Genomic DNA, 19,896 nt, shown 5'->3' with positions numbered 1-19,896 from the left:
AGGTTGAAGGGAGACGGAGGAGGCTCAATGGCGGAGCGGACGAAGTACATCCTCGACGAAGCAGACCTGCCGACCCGGTGGTACAACGTCATCCCGGATCTGCCGGAGCCACCACCGCCGCCCCTGCATCCGGGCACACGCGAGCCGATCGGCCCGGACGATCTCGCGCCGCTGTTCCCGCAGGCGCTCATCGCCCAAGAGGTCACGACCGAACGGTACGTCGACATCCCGGAAGAGGTCCTGGACGTCTACCGGCTCTGGCGTCCGTCGCCGCTGTTCCGCGCGAGGCGGCTGGAGAAGGCGCTCGGTACTCCCGCCCGCATCTACTACAAGTACGAAGGCGTCAGCCCGGTCGGCTCGCACAAGCCCAACACCGCCGTGCCGCAGGCGTTCTACAACGCGGCCGAGGGAGTCACCAGGCTGACCACGGAGACCGGCGCCGGGCAGTGGGGGAGCGCGCTCGCGTTCGCCTGCGCCACCTTCGGGCTCGAATGCGAGGTGTGGCAGGTCCGCGCTTCGTACGACCAGAAGCCGTATCGCAAGCTGATGATGGAGACGTTCGGGGCCACGGTGCACCCCAGCCCGTCGACGCTGACCGAATCCGGCCGCGCGATCCTGGCCGCCGACCCCGCGTCGACCGGGAGCCTCGGCATCGCGATCAGCGAGGCCGTCGAGCAGGCGGCGCAGGCGGAGGACACCCGCTACGCCCTCGGCAGCGTGCTCAACCATGTGCTGCTGCACCAGACGATCATCGGCGAAGAGGCGCTGAAGCAGTTCGAACTGGCCGGGGACACCCCGGACGTGCTCGTCGGCTGCACCGGCGGCGGCTCCAACTTCGGCGGGCTCGCCTTCCCGTTCTTGCGCGAGAAACTCGCCGGGCGGATGGACCCGGTGATCCGCGCGGTCGAACCGGCGGCCTGCCCCACGCTCACCCGGGGGAAGTACGCGTACGACTTCGGGGACACCGCGGGGCTGACGCCGTTGCTGAAGATGCACACCCTCGGTCACGATTTCATTCCCGACCCCATCCACGCAGGTGGCCTGCGCTACCACGGGATGTCACCGCTGATCTCGCACATCTACGAACTCGGGCTCATCGACGCGATCGCCATCGGGCAGGAGGACTGCTTCGCCGCGGGTGTCCAGTTCGCCCGCACCGAGGGCATCATCCCGGCACCCGAGCCGACGCACGCGCTCGCCGCCTGCATCCAGGAAGCGTTGCGATGCAAGGAAACCGGTGAGGAGAAGGTGATCCTGACCGCGCTGTGCGGCCACGCGCACCTCGACCTCCCGGCGTACGGCGCGTACCTGGCGGGCGACATCGTCGACAACGCGCTGCCCGACTCCGTCCTCGAGAAGTCCCTCGCCGGCCTTCCGTAACCCCCAAAGCGCGCTATGAAAGGCCCGTTACTTGCAAAATTTGCAAGTAACGGGCCTTTCATAGCGCGCGCGACCCAGTGTCAGCCGGTGACTTGGTAGCCCGACGTCCGGTTCCGCCCGGTGTTCTTGGCCTCGTAAAGCGCCCGGTCCGCGACGGCGATCACCGCGTCGAGGTCGGTCACGCCCGGCCGGTCGGCCAGCCCGATCGACACGGTCACGTGCTCCGGCAGGTCATCCGCCCGGCCCGCGATACTCGACCGGATCCGCTCCGCGATCGCGTGGGCGTGCACGGCGGGCGTACCGGGCAGCAGGACGACGAACTCCTCGCCGCCGAACCGCCCGACCAGATCCGTGCCGCGCACCTCGGTGCGCAGCGTTTCCGCGATGGCGGCGAGATACCGGTCGCCGACCAGGTGCCCGTGCCGGTCGTTGATCAGTTTGAACCGGTCGACGTCGAGCATCAGCAGGCTGGTGTGCCGTCCCGCGCGCCGCGCGCGGTCGAGTTCGTCGGACGCGGCCTCGCGCCACGCCTTGGCGTTGAGCAGCCCGGTCTTGGCGTCGCTGCGCGCCTGCCGTTTCAGTTGCCGCAGCAGCACGCCGCGGTGCAGCACCAGCGTGATCCCGACGACCAGCAGCAGCACCACCGGCCAGTCCCGCAGCGCCCACGCGACGATGATGCCGAGCGCGATCGTCGCCGTCTCGAGCGCGTACTCGAACGGCTTCGCCAGCGCCTCGCTCAGCCTTTCGTGCGGAGTGCCGTAGTACACCGCGATCGTCATCAGCACGGTGTTGACCAGCAGGAACACCCCGCCCGCCGCGACCACCAGCCCGAACGAGCGGAGGTCGCGGGGGAGGACGTCGAACGGGACCGCGTACCGGGCGAGGAAGGCGTTGGCCGCGAAGCCCGAGAGCACGGTCGCCGACGTGGAGAACGTCCGCCGGAACAGCGGATTCGGCTGGCCCCGGAACCAGCGGTAGAAGAACGACACCGCGATGACCAGCGCGGCGAGCCCGGGGTGCACCAGGAGCACGGCGGCGAAGGTCCAGACACTGTCGAGCGAGATGTGCGGCGTGCCCGCGAACCGTTCCCTTACTCGCTCCACCGGCCGCGACAATTCCGTGTACAGCACGACGCTCGCGATCAGGATCGCGAAGGGGAGGGCGTCACCCGGGGTGAACGGGACGAGGAGAAAAGACCAGGCGGATCCGGCGATCGCCGCGACGTCCACCAGGAGGACGAAGCCGATCAAACCTCGATTGGGCAGCCGCCACAGCGCCCAATTCGTTAGCGCCACGGTGACGAACGTAATCGGTTGGATACTAGGTGTCACTACGCTGTATGGGTAGGCGTGGGTGCACCACGCGTGACCGGGATCGGGACTCGGAGGGGGTGAGCTCCATGCGCGGGCAGAACTGGTGAATACCCGGTTCCGGTCAAAGGGGGTGAAGAGGGGCCACGTGGCGCCAAGCCCGGGTGGCCGGAACAGCCACTACGAGACCGGCGAGTGCGATGACCGAGACCGTCGTCGCGGGTGAACCGAGTACGCCGACGAGCAGGCCGCCGGCGATCAACCCGATTCCCTGCACGGCGATGAGTCCCGACCCGGCGAGGCCGAACGCCTGGCCTCGTTCGGTGTCGGGGACCAGCCGCATGAACGTGGTGCTCGCGGTGACCTGGTAGGCCGCGCACATCCCGGACAGCACGAGCAGTCCGGCGGCGTAGGGGAGCGACGGCCGGAACCAGAACGCCGCGAGTGGCACGATCGCGCCCAGCGCCAGTATCCCGACCATCCGCAGCCGGACTTCGGGACGCACGAGGCGGCCCAGCACGAACACCCCGAGCACGATCCCCAGCGGATGCGCGGCGAGCAGCAGACCCGCCGTCACCGCCCCGCCGCCGATCTCCGCGGCGTAGGGCACGGCGAGCCCTTCCGGCACGATCACGAACCCCGCGAGCCACGCCAGCCCGACCAGCGCGCGCAACCGGCGGTCGTGCCAGATCGTGCGGGCGCCCGCCGAAAGCCGCCTCAGGGTCGACGTCGCCGGTCCGGCGGCTCCCGTCGCGGGCCGGGCGCGGACACCGAGCCGCAGGACGATCGCGGAGACAGCGAACGTCACCGCGTCGATCGCGAGTCCCCGGCCGGTCCCGACCGCCGCGATCACCGCGCCGCCCAGTGCGAATCCGGCGAGCTGGCCGACCTGGTTGGTGATCTTCAGCAACGACTGGCCGAGCACGTAGGAGTCCCCGCTCAGCACCGACGGCAGGACGGCGGCCTGTGCGGCGGTGAACGGCGCGTTCGCCAGCTGCACCACCACCAGGACGGCGGCGAGCACGGGCAGCGGGATGCCGGGAATGGCGAGGACCGCGACCAGGAGCGCCCGGACGACGTCGGAGCAGACCATCACCGCGCGGCGCGGGAACCGGTCCGCGAGGCCGCCGAGCAGCGGTCCGCCGATCAGGTCGGGAAGGTAGGTGAGCGCGTAGGTCAGCGCGGGCCAGGTCGCCGACTGGGTCCGCTGGAACACCAGCACCGACAGGGCGACCCTGGCCACCTGGTCGCCGAGGATGGACTGGAGTTCCGCGAACCAGATGGCCCGCAGTTCACCGACAGCGAGGATCTGCCGGAAGGTCGCCTTCGAGGTCACGAGGTGGCCACCCCCGTTCAGTCGGGTCGGCCACTGAGCGTACCTCCCCGGACGCGCTCGGTGAACGCGTCCGGGTGAAAATTACTCCGTACCGCAGGTGATTTTCGGCTGCGGGTTGTAGTGCACGTTCCGGGTGTGGCGCCGGACCTCGCGGCCGCTCGCGGCGTCCTTGATGACCCGGGTGTCCGAGGTGGTGAAGCCGGGCGCGCCGTTGCTGGGCTTGCAGTTCTCGGCGGGACCGGGCTTCGTCGGCGGCTCGGACGGGTTGGTGCGGCCGCCCGGGATCGACTCCACGGTGTACTTCTTGGTGCCCCACAGCCGGATCGTGATGTCCGAGGGCGACCAGATGGTCTGGATCGCGACGCCGGTGTCACCGTCGTTGGTGAACTTCAGGTCGATCACGCTGCCGCCGCCGTGGTTCTGGAACACCGTCGCCTCGCGCGCGGCGGGGTAGCGGCTGATGTAGTAGCTGTGTTCCTTGTGCTCGGTGTCCTTCATGCCGGCGAAGTACGAGGCGTTGTACAGCGTGGTCGCGAACTGTGAGATCCCGCCGCCTACCTCGCGGCCGGGCGCGCCGTCCTTGATGACCCCGGCCTCGACGTAGCCCTGCGCCGCACCGCGCGGCCCGGTGAACCCGTTGAGGCTGAACATCTCGTTCGGCTTCACGATGGCGCCGTTGACCTTCTGCGCCACGACCCGGATGTTCGTCCCCGAGTCCGCGGCGAACCCGCCGGTCTTGAACTCGCTGACGACCTCCTTGATGCCGAGCTGGTTCGCCTGCTCGGTGGTCACCTTGGCGGGGGTCTTCTTGTAGGTCACCGGCAGGTCGCGGGCACCGGTGCGCTTGAGCACGTCGAGCACCGGCTTCAGGCTCGGCTCCCAGTCGACGACGTTGGCGTCCTCGGAGGGCTGGACGGTCGGCTTGCCGCCTTCGAAGACGATCTGCGCGTCCTTGCCCTCCTTCTCGGTGGACTTCAGCTGCGGACCCGCGGCCTCGATGATCTTGTTGTTGTCGACCTTCGGGTTCAGCACGCCGCCGTCGACGGGCTCGAAGGTGAGCGCGCCCGCGATGGCGTCCGGCTTGACGATCGCGTCCTTGCCCTCGCCCTTGATCACGATCGGCGCCGCCACGGCGGGCTTCGCGACCTGCTCGAGAGCGGCGTGGACGGCTTCCGGCGAGACCTTGACCGGGGTCTGGGTGACCGCGAGGGTGAGCGGCTCGCCGCTGGCCCAGCGGTCCAGGATCGTCTGCTTGGCGGCCTCGACGTCGAGCTTCTGCCCGGTCTTCGGTTCGACGGCGACCGGCCTGGCCTCCTCGAAGCGGACGGTGCCCTCGACGGGGTCGCGGTCGATCTTGTCGCGCAGGTTCTCCAGCGCGGGAGTGAGCTTGGCGTCCTCGGTCTGCGTGACGACGCCGACCTCGGTGGTGGTGAAGAACGACGCGACCCGCGTGAACGGGTTCAGCGGCTGATCGCCCGCCTGGTCGAGGGTGGCGGGCCAGTCGAGGCGGAGGCCCGCCGCCGTCGGCGCCAGCGACTCCTCGGTGTCGCCCGCGACGACCTTCACCGGCCGGGTCAGCCGCGGCTCGATGCCGCCCCTGAGCTCCTTCTCGGCGGCCGCGCGGTCCATCCCGCCGACGTCGACCCCGGCGACGGTGACGCCGCGGGGGACGCTGCCCTGGGAGACCAGCACGTCGAGGGCGTACGCGACGACCAGCAGGCCGAACACGCCGCCGCCGATGAGGGCGGCCTTGCGATAGCTGCGACGGCGTTTCGGTGGCGCGGGCTCCTGCGGCGTGGCAGACTCCGCGAACCCGGGCGTGACGACCGGGAGAATGTCCGTCTGCTCGGCATGGGACTCGGGCCAGCGCGGTTCCTGCGGCAACTCTCCACCCTCCACGGTCCGGCGAGCACGCCGGACGTCGTGATCGAACATCCGGGCCTTCCACGCGTTCCGGACGTACGTTCAAGATACGGGGCGCGTTTTGTGGGCTTGCAACTCGCCCGGTTGGGTGAGCGGTCACTCCGTCGGGTGGTCACTGGGTGTCAGGTTCCGGGTTTTCGCTCACTCTGGCGAGAAAGTCGAAGTCACGGCCCTGGTCCGCTCGCGTGATGTGTTCGGCGCACAACACGCCGTAACCTCGTTCCCCGGTGACGCCGAGCGCGGGGTCCAGTGTGGACGCTCCAATTCGGACAGTTCCTCGTCACCGATCGGAGACGAATGATGCGCCTGCTGCTCATCGCCGACACGCACCTTCCGCCGCGGGCGAAGGTGCTGCCGGATCAGGTCTGGCGCGAGGTCGACGCGGCGGACGTCGTCGTCCACGCCGGCGACTGGGTCGAGGTCGCTCTGCTGGACGAACTCGAGGCCCGGAGCAAGCGGCTCATCGGGGTCTACGGCAACAACGACGGCGCGGAGCTGCGGGCGCGGCTTCCCGAGGTCGCGCGCGCCGAACTCGACGGCGTCCGCCTGGCGGTCATCCACGAAACCGGCGGCAAGCAGGGGCGCGAGCGTCGCTGTGACGAACTGTTCCCGGATACCGACGTCCTCGTTTTCGGGCACAGCCACATCCCTTGGGACACGGTCACGCCGAAGGGGCTGCGGCTGCTGAACCCCGGCTCGCCGACCGATCGGCGCCGTCAGCCGTTCTGCACGTATCAGACCGCCGAGATCCGCGACGGCGAACTGTGCGACGTCGCTCTGCATGAGCTGCCTCTTCGCCGCTGACGGGGTAGACAGGTAGCCATGGAACCGGCGCAGGCGTTGAGGGAGATCGCGTTCCGGCTGGAGCGCGCGGGCGAGCCGACCTACCGGGTGCGCGCCTTCCGGCAGGCGGCCTCGGTGATCGCCAAGGTCAAGCCGGACGACCTGCGCAAACGTGCCGAGGCCGGGACGCTGACCGCGTTGCCGAATATCGGCAAGGCGACCGCGGCCGTCGTCGAAGACGTCCTCGCCGGGCGTCGTCCCGCGTACTTCGAGAAGCTCGGCGAGCCGAAGCTGCCCGACGGCGGTCCGATGCGGGCGGCGTTGCGCGGCGACTGCCACACCCATTCGGACTGGTCCGACGGCGGGAGCCCGATCGAGGAGATGGCCGAGGCCGCCCGCACGCTCGGGCACGAATGGATGGTGCTGACGGATCACTCGCCGCGGCTGACCGTCGCCAACGGCCTCTCGCCCGAACGGCTGCGGCGGCAGATGGACGTCGTCGCGGAACTGAACGAGACGATGGCGCCGTTCCGGATCCTGCACGGCATCGAGGTCGACATCCACCTCGACGGCACGTTGGACCAAGAGGAAGACCTGTTGGAGCAATTGGACTTCGTCGTCGCGAGCGTGCATTCGAAACTGCGGATGCCCGCGAAGGAGATGACGCCGCGGATGCTCGCGGCCGTGCAGCACCCGCGGGTGCGGGTGCTGGGGCACTGCACCGGGCGGCTGGTGATGGGGGCGCGCGGGAAGCGGCCCGAGTCGGAGTTCGACGCGGAGGCGGTGTTCACCGCGTGCCGGGACAACGGGGTCGCCGTCGAGATCAACTCGCGTCCCGAGCGCCGGGATCCGCCGACGCGGCTGCTGAACCTGGCCGTGGACCTGGGCTGCGAGTTCGCGATCGACAGTGACGCTCACGCGCCGGGCCAGCTGGACTGGCTGGTTTACGGCTGCGTTCGGGCCACCGAGCTGGGGATCGAGCCGGACCGGGTGATCAACACGCGGACCGCCGAGGACCTGCTGGCCTCGTGAGTGGCCAGGACGGTTCTATTGAGGGGTAAGTCAAAGGTGGCGTGACCGAGCCTCTGCGATGAAGGACTCCTTCGCTGGCTTCAAGGCTTCCTCAAGTGTCACGGGGGCACTCTCTGACGGCTGAATGTCCGGTTGATGGCTGTACGTGCGGTTTTCGAGGGGGGTCGTGAGTGGCAAAGAGGGTTAGAACGCGCATTGCCACTCACGACCCCGCTCGCAAAGCGTGCAAATAGGCATCAATCAGACATTTACTCGCAAAAGGTGTCCTTTGTAGACAGTCAGGGTGGGGCCGGCTCTCGTCGGACGGCCAGATCCGCGACGCTGGAGGCTCGGCGCGACCCGACCGCGAACACGACACGTTTGCCCTTCTCCTCAATAAAGGATGGCGGCCCGGGTGTCCCGGCGGCGCGGATAGGGCGGAGCCCCCGTCAGGCAGCGCGGTGGGGCAGGGTCGCGAAGCGCAGGCCGGCATCGCTCAGCCTGTCGATCAGCGCCTGCCCCATCGCGCTCGCCGTGGTCACCTGCCCGGCCGTCACGGGCAGGTCGTCCAGCGCCAGGCAAAGGGCGGATTCGCCGAGCATCTTCGCGGTCTCGCCGTAGCCCGGATCGCCGCCGGACACCTCGGTCACGACGCGCTCACCGCCGCTCTCGGCGTGGAACCGCACGGAGAACCAGGACCGGGCCCGCCTGGCCTCGTCCGGGCCGCCGCCGGGCTTCAGCAGCTTCGACAGCGCCCGCCGCGCGGGCGGGATCTGGGCGGCGCCGAAGACGAGACCCAACCCGGCGGCACCGGCGGCCACCATCGGAAGCCGTTTGACCGCCGCGTAATGCCGGTACGTGAAGTCGGGGCCGTACGCGGGGAGCGCGGCGGCGGAGCGTTCGACGATCATCGGGTCGATGGTCGGCAGCGGTACCGCCCAGAAACCGTCGGGGCTGCGATGCGGGGTGCCGAGCGGGGCACGCGCCCGGCGGTCCACCGGCCGCGGTTCGGCCGCGGCGCGATCCCTGGCGGCGCGGAAACTCGAAGGCAGCCGGGAAAACGCGGTCAGCGCGGAAAGGAACGTGCCGCCCGACGGGAGCGCGCCCGCGCGCACGTAGCCGTCGATCCGGATCGGTTTCCCTTGGGGCAGCCGGGAAACCGTGAAGAGGACGCCGAGGTCGTGCGGGATCGAATCGAAACCGCACGCGTGCACCAGCCGCGCGCCCGTCTCGGCCGCGCGGGCGTGGTGGGCGACGTACATCCTGTCGACGAACTCGGGCTCGCCGCACAGATCCGCGTAGTCGGTCCCGGCGTCGGCACACGCGGCGACCAACGGCTCCCCGTAGTGGACATACGGGCCGACCGTGGTGGCGACGATCTTCGTGGATTCCGCGACCTTCCGCAGCGAGTCCACATCGGAGACGTCGGCCCGCAGCAGTGGCAGAGCGCCGAAGTCCGGGTTGACCGAGAAAAGCTTTTCCCGCAACGCTTCCAGCTTGCCGGGATCGCGTCCGGCCAAGGCGAGGCGCAGGCCGGGTGGCGCGGCGCGCGCGAGGTACTCCGCTGTCAGGCCACCGGTGAACCCGGTGGCGCCGAACAGCACGACGTCGTGATCACGGCCGGTGGGCATGGCGTCACCCTACCGCCGGTCACCGCCTGTCGCCGGTGTAGACGACCGCGGCCCCCACCGCGTCCACTCCCGAGATCAGCTCGGCGAGCGCCCTCGGGAGCTCCCGGTGCGTGGCCTCGGCCCAGGCCCGCAGGCCGGCGCGGTCGAGTTCCGGTTCGCAGAGATCGTCGAGACCGATGGTCCAGGCCAGCAGGGCCAGGCAGACCGAATGCGGATCCGGCCGGTCGGTACCGAGTACCGCGGCCCTCGCCTTGCTGCGAGCGGCCGTCGACATCAGCAGATCCCGCGGCGGGTACCGGTGATTTTTTCGCATGAGCACACGGTCGGTCTCGCGGTTGATCACTCCCGCGGTGAGCAGATTGTTCGCGACCGTTTCCCCGAGATCCTGGCGGAGGTGGTCGACCCATTCCCGGACGGTGTGCCACTCGCGCTCGCCGAGGATTTCCGAGAACACCCGATCGAGTGCGGGATGGGCGAGGCCTCGCCGCGTCAGTGGCCGGATTCGCTTGCGTTCCACGGTGATCCGCTCGGCGAGGAGGAGATCGCAGAGCGCGGAACCGGCCATTCCGATGCCGAGTCCCGTGCGGCGCAGCGCGGGTTTTCCGGTGAACTCGTCGTGGGCGAGGAAGAACAGGGAATCGACCAACGTCAGCCGACGCATGAATGGCACGCCCTCCGGCGTTGTAGTGCGGGACGGCCAAAGTAGCGGTAGCCGGTGGACCACTGCGACCCGAGGTCCGTTTTTAGCCTGAACGGACGTACCTAGCCGGGTTGCCCGGCCCTAGGGTGGGATGGCTTTGACAAGATCAAGAACGCGGATCGAACGCGTTCGCCGCCAAACCGACGTCCGGGGGGACGGGTTCATGGGTACGCACAGACCGCGGCGCGGTCTCGGCCATCGGCGGCTCGGAGCCGCCCAGATCGTCTTCTTCGTGGTGGCGGCGGCAGGTCCGCTGTTCGCCATCGCGGGCGGGGTCCCGACGAACTACGCGGTCACCGGCAGTGTCGGTGTCCCGCTGTCGTTCCTCCTGCTCGCTCCGATCCTGGGGCTGTTCGCGGTGGGGTACGCGGCGATGAGCCGCTACATCACCAACGCGGGCGCCTTCTATCCCTATGTCGCCAACGGTGTCGGCAAATCCACCGGCGCCGGGATCGCGTTCGTCACGCTGATCAGCTACAACGCCATCCAGATCAGCATCTACGGCCTGTTCGGCTGGTCGGTGTCGACCTGGCTCGGCACGCTCACCGGGTCCCCGCCGCCGTGGTGGCTGTGCGCGCTGGTGATGGTGGTGATCGTCGGCGCGCTCGGGGTCCTGCGGGTCGATCTCAACGCCAAGGTGCTCGGGGTGGCGTTGTGCCTCGAGGTCGCCGTCGTCGCGATCGTCGACATCGCGCTGTTCGCGAATCCCGCGGGAGGAAGCGTTTCCTGGGTGCCGCTGGAGCCGTCGAGCCTGTTCACCACCGGTGTGGGCGCGGTGTTCGCGTTCTCCGCCGCCGCGTTCATCGGCTTCGAGGGCGCGGCGACCTACGGCGAGGAGACTCGCGAACCCAGCCGCACGGTCGGCCGGGCGACGTTCGCCGCGATCGGTCTCACGGCGGTGCTCTACGTCGTCTCGTCGCTCGCGCTGGCCGTGGGCGCCGGACCCGACGTCATCGTCACCACCGCGGCCGCACAGGGCCCGGATTTGCTGTTCAATCTGGCGGGCCAGCATCTCGGAGGCACGTTCTCCGACATCGCGTACACGCTTTTCGTGACCGGTCAATGCGCGGCGCTGCTGAGCTTCCACAACGCCGTCGCGCGGTATTTCTTCGCGCTGGGCCGGGAGGGGCTGCTGCCGCGTTCGCTGGCCAAGACCAGCAAGCGCACCGGCGCCCCGGTGGCCGGTTCGCTCGCGCAGACCGCGCTCGGGCTGGTGGTGGTGTCGTTGTTCGCGATCGCGCAGCGCGACCCGGTGACGGAACTGTTCACGTGGCTCGGCGCGACGGCGTCGACCGGTGTCGTGGTGATCATGATCGCCGTCTCGCTTTCGGTGATCGGCTTTTTCAAACGGCGCCGCGACGCCGAAAACGCCTGGCGCCGCTGGATCGCGCCGGGGCTGGCGATCCTCGCGTTGTCGTCCGTCCTCGGGCTGATCCTGATCAACTTCGATCTGCTGCTCGGGCCGGCGGGGACTTTCCTGTTGCGCTGGGGCCTGCCCGGCCTGATCGTCCTCGCGGCGTTGGTGGGTTTCCTGCGTGCGGAAGTGCTGCGGACCAGGGATCCCGAGACGTACGCCGCGATCGGCGGCCCGCTCGAAGACGAGGAAGAACCCACCCGGCTGAGGTCCGGACGATGATCGTGCGCGCCGCCGAACCGTCCGAAATGGACACTGTGGTCGACGTGCTGTCCGAGGCCTTCCACGAAGACCCGGTCAGCGTGTGGGTCTTTCCCGGCGACGAGCGCCGCGCGGTGGCGTTGCCGATCTTTCATCGCGCGATCATGCGCGGGACGCTGGCCGCGGGCGGCCACGTCGACGTCACAGGCGACCTGTCCGCCGCCGTCCTCTGGACGCCCGGCGGCGAGGAGGACATGGACGGTGACGCGTTCGCCGGGCTCACCGGGGAAGAACTGGGCAGGCTCGCCGCGTTGTCCGAGTTGATGGAGAAGCACGCTCCCGGCGGCGAGTACCACCACGCGCAGTTCATCGGCGTCCGCAAGAGGGCTCAGCGCCAGGGGATCGGCGCACGGCTCCTTCGGCACGGATTCGACCGCAACGGCGCGGTGCCCGCGTACCTGGAGGCCAGCAGCCAGGAGAGCGCGAACCTGTACCGGCGATTGGGTTTCCGTGATCACGGCCGGGCTTTCTCGGCCGAGGGAGGGCCACCGATGCTGCCCATGTGGCGGGACCCGTGACAGATCTCTCGTCGATTTGTCTATAAAGGACTGGTAAAGTGGCGGTCAGATGACGAAGAACCGTGCCCCCGCCCCACGGCACCGTTCCGTCTTCTTTCTGCTGATCTTGCTCGCCTTCGCCTTCGTCACGCCCACCGTTCCCCACGGGCACGGCCGCGTGGCGAAGGAAGACCCCGTCGCCGTCTTCGCGACCCATCCTCTGCCCGCCTTCCACGGCGGCCAAGCCGTTCCTCTCGCCGACGTGCCCGCCGAGACGGCGACCGTCGAGCTCCTCGATGCCGGACCCGCCCCTGAGCAGGGCGAATCCGTCGTCATCAGCCGTGCGGTGCCCCAGGCGCCCGCGCGCGCACCTCCGCGCTGATCCGGTCCCCATAGCCGCATCAGCCACCATCGGAGGTCTCCATGAGTTCCGGTCATGCCTTGCTGGCCGTCGGCGGGGCGTTCCTCGCCGCCGGTGTCATCGCCAGAGCCGGCGCCCGCATCGGGCTGCCCACCATCCCCCTGTTCATGCTGGCCGGATTCGTCTTCGGCCCCAACACTCCCGGACTGTCCCTTGTGGACGATCCGAGCGAGCTCGGTGTGCTCGCTGGTCTCGGTCTCGTCTTCCTCCTGTTCTACCTCGGCCTCGAGTTCTCCCTCGACGACCTCGCCAAAGGCGGGCGCAAACTCGTCTGGTCCGGGCTGATCTACCTGATCCTCAACATCGGCGGCGGGCTCGCCTTCGGCTTCCTGCTCGGCTGGGGGACCAGGGAAGCGCTGGTCATCGCCGGTGCCATCGGTATCTCGTCGTCCGCGATCGTCACCAAACTCCTGCTCGAAGCGCGCCGGATGAACAACCCCGAATCCCGGCTGATCATGGGCATCATCGTGATCGAGGACCTGTTCCTCGCGCTGTACCTGGCGTTGCTGCAGCCGGTGCTGTCCGGTGCCGGGACGTTCGGCTCGGCCGCGGCCGACTTCGGCAAGGCCTTCGCGTTCCTGATCGTGATGGCCGCGCTCGCCCGCTGGGGCGGCCGCGTGGTGTCGAAGCTGTTCGGTTCGGCCGACGACGAGCTCCTGACCGTCTGCTTCGTCGGTGTCGCTGTCATGGGCGCCGCCGTGGCCGAAGAGGTCGGGGTGTCCGATGCCATCGGCGCGTTCATGGTCGGCATGATGCTCGGCGGCTCCAAGGTCGCGCCGCGGATCCACAAACTGGTGCTTCCGCTGCGGGACGCGTTCGGCGCGCTGTTCTTCTTCATCTTCGGGCTCAGCATCGACCCGAACGCGGTCGGTTCGGTGGTCGTGCCGGTGCTGATCGCCGTGGCCCTGACGATCGTGCTGAACCTCGGCGCGGGCGCGCTGGCCGCGCGGCTGCACGGGTTCGACCGCCAGGCCGGGGTGAACATCGGGCTGACCGTGCTCACCCGCGGTGAGTTCTCGCTGGTGCTCGCCGCGATGGCGACCGCCGCCGGGCTGGATTCGCGGGTCGCGCCGTTCGTCGCGGGCTATGTCCTCCTGCTGGCCGTGATCGGTCCAGTCGCGGTCATCCGCTCCGAGAAACTCACCTGGTTGCTACCGGCGAGTATCGTCCGGAGGGGTTCGACCCGCCGAGGCCGCGAAGAGGTGGCACGGGCGACGTGACGAGGAGGCCTGGGTGACCGAACGGTTCGGCGGCTACCAGAACGAGATCTACCTGCAGGGGCTCGGCGGGATCTTCCCGCCGTGCTCCACCGACGCCACGAAGCTGGAGGACTCGGCGCGGGAGATCCTGGAGCCCGGGCCGTTCTGGTACGTCGCGGGCTCGGCCGGTTCGGGCGCCACCGCGCGCGCCAACCGCGAGGCGTTCGACCGCTGGCGCCTGGTGCCCCGGATGATGACCGGTTCGACCGACCGCGACCTGTCGACGACGGTCCTGGGGACCAGCCTGCCGGCGCCGGTGCTGCTGGCGCCGGTCGGCGTCCAGTCGATCGTGCACGAGGGCGCCGAGCCGGCGGCCGCGCGGGCGGCGGCGTCGGTCGGCCTGCCCTACATCATGTCGACGGCGTCCTCGACGAGCATCGAGGACGTCGCCGAGGCCAGTGGTGACGGGCCGCGCTGGTTCCAGCTGTACTGGCCGACCGACAACGACGTCTGCGCGAGCATCCTGGCGCGGGCGAAGGCCGCGGGGTTCACCACGCTCGTGGTCACGCTCGACACCTGGACCCTCGCGTGGCGCCCGAACGACCTCGACCACGCGTACCTGCCGTTCATCAAGGGCGAGGGCCTCGGTGTCCCGCTGAGCGACCCGGTGTTCCGCGGCCTCCTGGAGAAGACGCCCGAAGAGGACGCGCCCACCGCGATCCTGCGGTGGATCTCGATGATCACCGGCACTGACAGCACGTGGGACCGGCTGCCGTTCCTGCGCGAGCACTGGGACGGCCCGATCGTGCTCAAGGGGATCCAGCACCCCGACGACGCGCGTCGCGCCGTCGAAGCGGGGATGGACGGGATCGTCGTGTCCAACCACGGCGGACGCCAGGTCGACGGCGCCGTCGGCTCGCTCGACGTGCTCCCGGAGATCGTGGCCGCGGTCGGCGACCGGCTCGAAGTGCTGTTCGACTCCGGCATCCGCACCGGCGCCGACATCGCCAAGGCGCTCGCGCTCGGGGCGAAGGCCGTCCTGGTCGGACGGCCGTGGGTGTACGGGCTCGCGCACGCGGGGGAGGACGGCGTCCGGCACGTGCTGCGGAGCCTGCTCGCCGACCTCGACCTGACCATGGGCCTGTCCGGTCACCGCACCCTCGCCGACCTCACGCCGGGGTCGCTCACCCGGTCCTGACCAGCTGGATGTCGCCTCCGGCATATTCGGAAGCCCTGATCGTCACGCACGGCTATCCTGGTGCCGGTCATGGCTTCCACAACTTCCCCGCTCGGCGCCCTGCGCGCTCGCCTGCCCGAACTCATGTCGCGCGACGAGCACCGCCTCCGGCGCCGGCTCGACGGTGCCCGGAAAGCGCGGAACGCCGAGGACCTCGCCGCCCGGATCGAGGCCGACATCGAGGCCGCGGAACTGCGGGTCACCCGCCGCCGCGACGGCGTCCCGAGGATCTCGTTCCCCGAAGAGCTGCCCGTCAGCCAGCGCAAGGACGAGATCGCCGCCGCCATCCGCGACCATCAGGTGGTGATCGTCGCCGGCGAGACCGGGTCCGGGAAGACGACCCAGCTGCCGAAGATCTGTCTCGAACTCGGCCGCGGGATCCGGGGCCAGATCGGGCACACGCAGCCGAGACGGCTGGCCGCGCGCACGGTCGCCGACCGTATCGCCTCGGAACTGAACACCGAACTCGGCGAGGCCGTCGGCTACAAGGTCCGGTTCACCGACCAGTCCGGTCAGGACACGCTGGTCAAGCTGATGACCGACGGCATCCTGCTCGCCGAGATCCAGACCGACCGGATGCTGCGGCAGTACGACACGCTGATCATCGACGAGGCGCACGAGCGCAGCCTCAACATCGACTTCATCCTCGGCTACGTCAAACAGCTTCTGCCGCGCCGACCCGACCTCAAGGTGATCATCACTTCGGCGACGATCGACCCGGAACGGTTCTCCCAGCACTTCGGCGACGCGCCGATCGTCGAGGTCTCCGGCCGGACGTATCCGGTCGAGGTCCGCTACCGGCCGATCATCGACCCCGACGACCCCGACGCCGATCAGGACCGCGACCAGACGCAGGCCATCTGCGACGCCGTCGACGAACTCCAGCACGAAGGCCCCGGAGACATCCTGGTGTTCCTCTCCGGGGAGCGGGAGATCCGGGACGCGGCGGACGCACTGTCCAAGCAGGACCTCAGGAACACCGAGATCCTCCCGCTGTACGCCCGGCTCTCGTCGTCGGACCAGCATCGGGTGTTCCAGCGGCACACCGGGCGCCGCGTCGTGCTCGCCACCAACGTCGCCGAGACGTCGCTGACCGTGCCGGGCATCAAGTACGTCGTCGACCCGGGCACCGCCCGGATCTCGCGCTACAGCCATCGCACCAAGGTGCAGCGCCTGCCGATCGAGCCCGTCTCGCAGGCGTCGGCGAACCAGCGCAAGGGCCGGTGCGGGCGTACCTCCGACGGTATCTGCATCCGCCTGTACTCCGAAGACGATTTCGACGCGCGGCCCGAGTTCACCGATCCGGAGATCCTGCGGACCAACCTCGCGTCGGTCATCCTGCAGATGACCTCGCTCGGGCTCGGCGACATCGCGGCGTTCCCCTTCGTGGAGCCGCCGGATCGCCGCCAGGTCACCGACGGCGTCCAATTGCTGCAGGAACTCGGCGCCTTCGACATGAGCGACGGCAAGAAGCTCACCGAGACCGGCCGCAAGCTCGCTCTGCTCCCGGTCGACCCGCGGATGGCGCGGATGGTCCTGGAGGCCTCGCGCAACGGCTGTGTCCGCGAAGTGATGATCATCGCCGCCGCACTGTCCATTCAGGACCCCCGTGAGCGGCCGGCGGAGAAGCAGCAGGCGGCGGACGAGCAGCACGCGCGGTTCGCCGACAAGACGTCCGACTTCCTGGCGTACCTGAACCTGTGGGAGTACGTCAGCGAGCAGCAGAAGGCGTTGTCCACCAACCAGTTCCGCCGGTTGTGCCGCAACGAGTACCTGAACTACCTGCGCATCCGCGAATGGCAGGACATCTTCAGTCAGCTTCGTCAGCTGGCCAAACCGCTCGGCATCACCCTCGAGACCACCGGCCCGGCCGATCCGCAACGTGTGCACACGTCGCTGATCGCCGGGCTGTTGTCGCATGTGGGGCTCAAGGATCCGGCCAAGGGCGACTACCTCGGCGCGCGCGGGGCGCGGTTCTCGGTGTTCCCGGGTTCGGCGCTGTTCAAGAAGCAGCCGCGGTTCGTGATGTCGGCCGAACTGGTCGAGACGTCGCGCCTGTGGGGCCGGGTCAACGCGCGGATCGAACCGGAATGGGTCGAGCCGCTCGCCGGGCACGTGGTGAAGCGGAACTATTCCGAGCCGCACTGGGAGCGCAAGCAGGGCGCGGTGATGGCGCTGGAGAAGGTGACGCTGTACGGCGTCCCGCTGGTCGCCGACCGCCGCGTCAACTACGGCCGGATCGACCCGGAGATGAGCCGCGAGCTGTTCATCCGGCACGCGCTGGTGGAAGGCGACTGGGAGACCAGGCACCACTTCTTCCGCGAGAACCGCGCGCTGCTCGACGAGGTCGAGGATCTGGAGAACCGGGCCCGCCGCCGAGACATCCTGGTCGACGACGAGACGCTGTTCGACTTCTACGAGCAGCGCGTCCCGGCGGACGTCGTCTCCGCGCGGCATTTCGACAGCTGGTGGAAGAAGGCGCGGCACACCGAGCCCGATCTGCTGAGCTTTGAGAAGACGATGCTCATCAACGAGACCGCGGGTGGCGTGCGCGAGGCCGACTACCCCGACTTCTGGACCCAGGGCACGCAGACCTTCAAGCTCACGTACCAGTTCGAGCCGGGTGCGGACGCCGACGGTGTCACCGTGCACATCCCGCTGCCCGTGCTGAACCAGGTCACCCCGGACGGCTTCGACTGGCAGGTCCCCGGCCTGCGCGAAGAACTGGTGACGCAGCTGATCAAGTCGCTGCCCAAGGCGATCCGGCGCAACTTCGTCCCGGCGCCCGATCACGCGAAACTGGTGCTGTCCCGGGTCGGCCCGGCCGACGGGCCGCTGCTGCACGCCGCCGCCGACGAGCTGGAGGCCTTGCGCGGGGCGGTGATCCCCGACGACGCCTGGCAGCTTTCGGCGGTACCCGAGCATTTGAAGATGACCTTCCGCGTGGTCGACGTCCGCGGGAAGAAGGTGTCCGAGGGCAAGGACATCGAGGCGCTCAAACGGGATTTGAGCGGCCAGGTGCGCGCGACGATCTCCAAGGCCGCCGACAGCATCGAGCGCCAAGGCCTGACGACGCCCGCGTTCGGCGAGCTGCCGAAGGTGTTCGCGAGCAAGCAGCGCGGGCACGACGTCAAGGCGTATCCGGCGCTGGTCGACGAGGGCGGCACCGTGGCGGTGCGGCTGCTGGACACGCCGGGGCAGCAGGAACAGTCGATGTGGGCGGGTACGCGGCGGATGCTGCGGCTGAACCTGCCGTCGCCGATGAAGTTCATCACCCGCAACCTGGGCAATTCGTCGAAGCTCGTGCTGAACCGGAACCCGCACGGTTCGGTGGCGGCGTTGCTCGAAGACTGTGTCGACTGCGCCGTCGACGAACTCGTGGCCGACAACGGCGGTCCGCGCTGGGACGAGGCCGGTTTCGCCGTCCTGCAGGAAAAGGTGCGCGCCGGGCTGAACGCCGGGGTGCTGGACGTGCTGACCAACGTCGAAAAGATCCTGCGCGCGGCGAACGACGTCGAAACGCGGCTGGCCGACACCCGCGGCCCGGCGGATTCGCTCGCGGACATCCGGGCGCAGCTGGACGGGCTGGTGCACAAGGGTTTCGTCACCGAGACCGGGCAGAGCAGGCTCAAGCACGTCGTCCGGTACCTGCGCGGGATCGAACGGCGGCTGGAGAAACTCCCGACCGAGCCGACCCGCGACCTCCAGCGCACCGGCGACATCGCGTGGCTCCGCAACGAGTATCAGACCGCGCTCGACGCGGTGCCGCCGGGGACGTCGTCACCCGCGCTGCGGGAGATCCGGTGGATGATCGAGGAACTGCGGGTCAGCTTCTTCGCCCAGACACTCGGGACGGCCCATCCGGTCTCGCTGAAGCGGGTCATCAAGGCGCTGGACGACGCCGCCACCTGATCACGCCAGGGGCTGAAGGGGCCTTTCCCCGCATGTGACGCGGTGAAGGACGCTTTCACTGCATAGGACGCGGGGAAAGGCCCCTTCAGCTCACTTGACGATCAGGGTCATGGTCGCGGCAGACGCGGAGAGCATGGCGGCGAAAGCCGAGAAGGTGGCAGCCTGGCCGCCGACGCTGCTGAACACTCGTTTCGTCAACTTGCTCCAGTACTGCTGCTTGATCGCCATCGTGAGTTTCTGCCATTTGTGTTGTCGAATATGGCAACCGAGAAGGATTCCGTAGGCGTTATTGCGGCAGGGCTTGTCATTCCGTGTTTCGGCGCAGCACCACATCGGCGCTTGGAACAAGCAGTAGAGCACTACGAATCCGGAAAGGATCGCGATCGCGCCGAGGCCGATGGAAGGGATGAACCAGAAGCACGCCACGGCGGTCAGCAGAAGATATCCCCAGAGACTCGCCAGCTTCTTCTTCGTCGTCCGTTTCGCCATTCGTCGGAACTTACCCAGTGACCGGTGTCGATCGATAGCGCTGGCCGGTCTATTTGGTCCTGCCGATCAGCCTGCCACGGTCTACTGAAAGTGATGAATCCGATAACGACAGGGTCGGTTCGTACTCTATGTGGTCATTGAGCAAGTTGTGGATTCGTGGGTCGTGAGTGGCGTTCGGATTGTCGAGTGGCAGGGCAAAGGTGGCGTGTTCGCGGCGGGGCCGGTGACGGGATGAAGGGGTCCTTCGCCGCGTCCGATGCCGAGTGGCCGTGTCGCGAAAGCCACTTTCGGGACGTCTGATGTCCCGAAAGTGGCTTTCGCGACGTGATCCGTCTCTGAGCACGTATGATCGCCGCCCGAACACACCGGGCGCCAGTCCGTTCACTGTGGAC

At 68.8% G+C, this 19,896-nt stretch carries 15 protein-coding genes; 9 read left to right on the top strand and 6 right to left on the bottom strand.

Annotated features, from left to right (window positions below; genetic code table 11):
• Positions 1-27: 27 nt before the first annotated feature.
• The gene (locus ACLJRM_RS28155) at positions 28-1,380 is read left to right on the top strand and encodes a TrpB-like pyridoxal phosphate-dependent enzyme (RefSeq protein ID WP_410664750.1); all 1,353 of its coding nucleotides are present in this window, start codon (positions 28-30) and stop codon (positions 1,378-1,380) included.
• 80 nt (positions 1,381-1,460) lie between these two features.
• Here the strand turns inward: ACLJRM_RS28155 and ACLJRM_RS28150 are convergent, their stop codons facing one another.
• The 3 genes from ACLJRM_RS28150 to ACLJRM_RS28140 all read right to left on the bottom strand — a co-directional run bounded on the left by ACLJRM_RS28150 (position 1,461) and on the right by ACLJRM_RS28140 (position 5,961).
• Positions 1,461-2,675: a GGDEF domain-containing protein gene (locus ACLJRM_RS28150; RefSeq protein WP_410664749.1), complete on the bottom strand. Its 1,215-nt coding sequence runs from the start codon at positions 2,673-2,675 to the stop codon at positions 1,461-1,463.
• A gap of 139 nt (positions 2,676-2,814) precedes the next feature.
• Positions 2,815-4,026 carry an MFS transporter gene (locus ACLJRM_RS28145; RefSeq protein ID WP_410664748.1) on the bottom strand — a complete coding sequence of 404 codons (1,212 nt, stop codon included), beginning with the start codon at positions 4,024-4,026 and terminating at the stop codon, positions 2,815-2,817.
• 81 nt (positions 4,027-4,107) lie between these two features.
• The gene (locus ACLJRM_RS28140; RefSeq protein WP_410664747.1) at positions 4,108-5,961 is read right to left on the bottom strand and encodes a VanW family protein; all 1,854 of its coding nucleotides are present in this window, start codon (positions 5,959-5,961) and stop codon (positions 4,108-4,110) included.
• A gap of 288 nt (positions 5,962-6,249) precedes the next feature.
• Between ACLJRM_RS28140 and ACLJRM_RS28135 the strand changes: the two genes are divergently transcribed.
• Together ACLJRM_RS28135 and ACLJRM_RS28130 are read left to right on the top strand one after the other, a co-directional pair.
• Entirely contained in the window at positions 6,250-6,753 is a 504-nt protein-coding gene (locus ACLJRM_RS28135; RefSeq protein WP_410664746.1) for a metallophosphoesterase family protein, read from the top strand.
• 18 nt (positions 6,754-6,771) lie between these two features.
• A complete protein-coding gene (locus ACLJRM_RS28130; RefSeq protein ID WP_410603986.1) occupies positions 6,772-7,764 on the top strand; it encodes a PHP domain-containing protein in 993 nt (330 codons plus the stop codon).
• A 428-nt stretch (positions 7,765-8,192) separates the two neighbouring features.
• On the opposite strand, the gene ACLJRM_RS28125 is transcribed toward ACLJRM_RS28130, so the two are convergent.
• Together ACLJRM_RS28125 and ACLJRM_RS28120 are read right to left on the bottom strand one after the other, a co-directional pair.
• Complete coding sequence (locus ACLJRM_RS28125; protein ID WP_410664745.1) at positions 8,193-9,374, bottom strand: saccharopine dehydrogenase family protein; 1,182 nt, start codon at positions 9,372-9,374, stop codon at positions 8,193-8,195.
• A 19-nt stretch (positions 9,375-9,393) separates the two neighbouring features.
• Complete coding sequence (locus ACLJRM_RS28120) at positions 9,394-10,035, bottom strand: GOLPH3/VPS74 family protein (RefSeq protein ID WP_101605788.1); 642 nt, start codon at positions 10,033-10,035, stop codon at positions 9,394-9,396.
• Between the two features lie 202 nt (positions 10,036-10,237).
• Between ACLJRM_RS28120 and ACLJRM_RS28115 the strand changes: the two genes are divergently transcribed.
• The 6 genes from ACLJRM_RS28115 (at position 10,238) to hrpA (ending at position 19,015) form a co-directional block, all read left to right on the top strand.
• On the top strand, positions 10,238-11,710 hold the full coding sequence (locus tag ACLJRM_RS28115; protein ID WP_101605789.1) for an APC family permease: 1,473 nt from the start codon (positions 10,238-10,240) through the stop codon (positions 11,708-11,710).
• Positions 11,707-12,267: a GNAT family N-acetyltransferase gene (locus ACLJRM_RS28110; RefSeq protein ID WP_410603992.1), complete on the top strand. Its 561-nt coding sequence runs from the start codon at positions 11,707-11,709 to the stop codon at positions 12,265-12,267. The genes ACLJRM_RS28115 and ACLJRM_RS28110 overlap by 4 nt, the downstream gene beginning before the upstream one ends.
• 49 nt (positions 12,268-12,316) lie before the next feature.
• Positions 12,317-12,628: a hypothetical protein gene (locus tag ACLJRM_RS28105; protein WP_410664744.1), complete on the top strand. Its 312-nt coding sequence runs from the start codon at positions 12,317-12,319 to the stop codon at positions 12,626-12,628.
• 41 nt (positions 12,629-12,669) lie between these two features.
• Positions 12,670-13,887 carry a cation:proton antiporter gene (locus ACLJRM_RS28100; RefSeq protein ID WP_101605792.1) on the top strand — a complete coding sequence of 406 codons (1,218 nt, stop codon included), beginning with the start codon at positions 12,670-12,672 and terminating at the stop codon, positions 13,885-13,887.
• 13 nt (positions 13,888-13,900) lie between these two features.
• Entirely contained in the window at positions 13,901-15,064 is a 1,164-nt protein-coding gene (locus tag ACLJRM_RS28095) for a lactate 2-monooxygenase (RefSeq protein ID WP_410664743.1), read from the top strand.
• Positions 15,065-15,133: 69 nt separating this feature from the next.
• Positions 15,134-19,015 carry an ATP-dependent RNA helicase HrpA gene (hrpA, locus tag ACLJRM_RS28090; RefSeq protein ID WP_410664742.1) on the top strand — a complete coding sequence of 1,294 codons (3,882 nt, stop codon included), beginning with the start codon at positions 15,134-15,136 and terminating at the stop codon, positions 19,013-19,015.
• Positions 19,016-19,105: 90 nt separating this feature from the next.
• Here the strand turns inward: hrpA and ACLJRM_RS28085 are convergent, their stop codons facing one another.
• Positions 19,106-19,504, bottom strand: a complete 399-nt coding sequence (locus ACLJRM_RS28085) for a hypothetical protein (RefSeq protein WP_410664741.1) — start codon at positions 19,502-19,504, stop codon at positions 19,106-19,108.
• Between the last annotated feature and the right edge of the window lie 392 nt (positions 19,505-19,896).

Origin of the sequence: Amycolatopsis sp. lyj-84, from assembly GCF_046549075.1 — a bacterium.
Classification (GTDB): Bacteria; Actinomycetota; Actinomycetes; order Mycobacteriales; family Pseudonocardiaceae; genus Amycolatopsis.
Note: the sequence above shows the minus strand (reverse complement) of the source record. Positions and strands in the feature narration are given on the sequence as shown.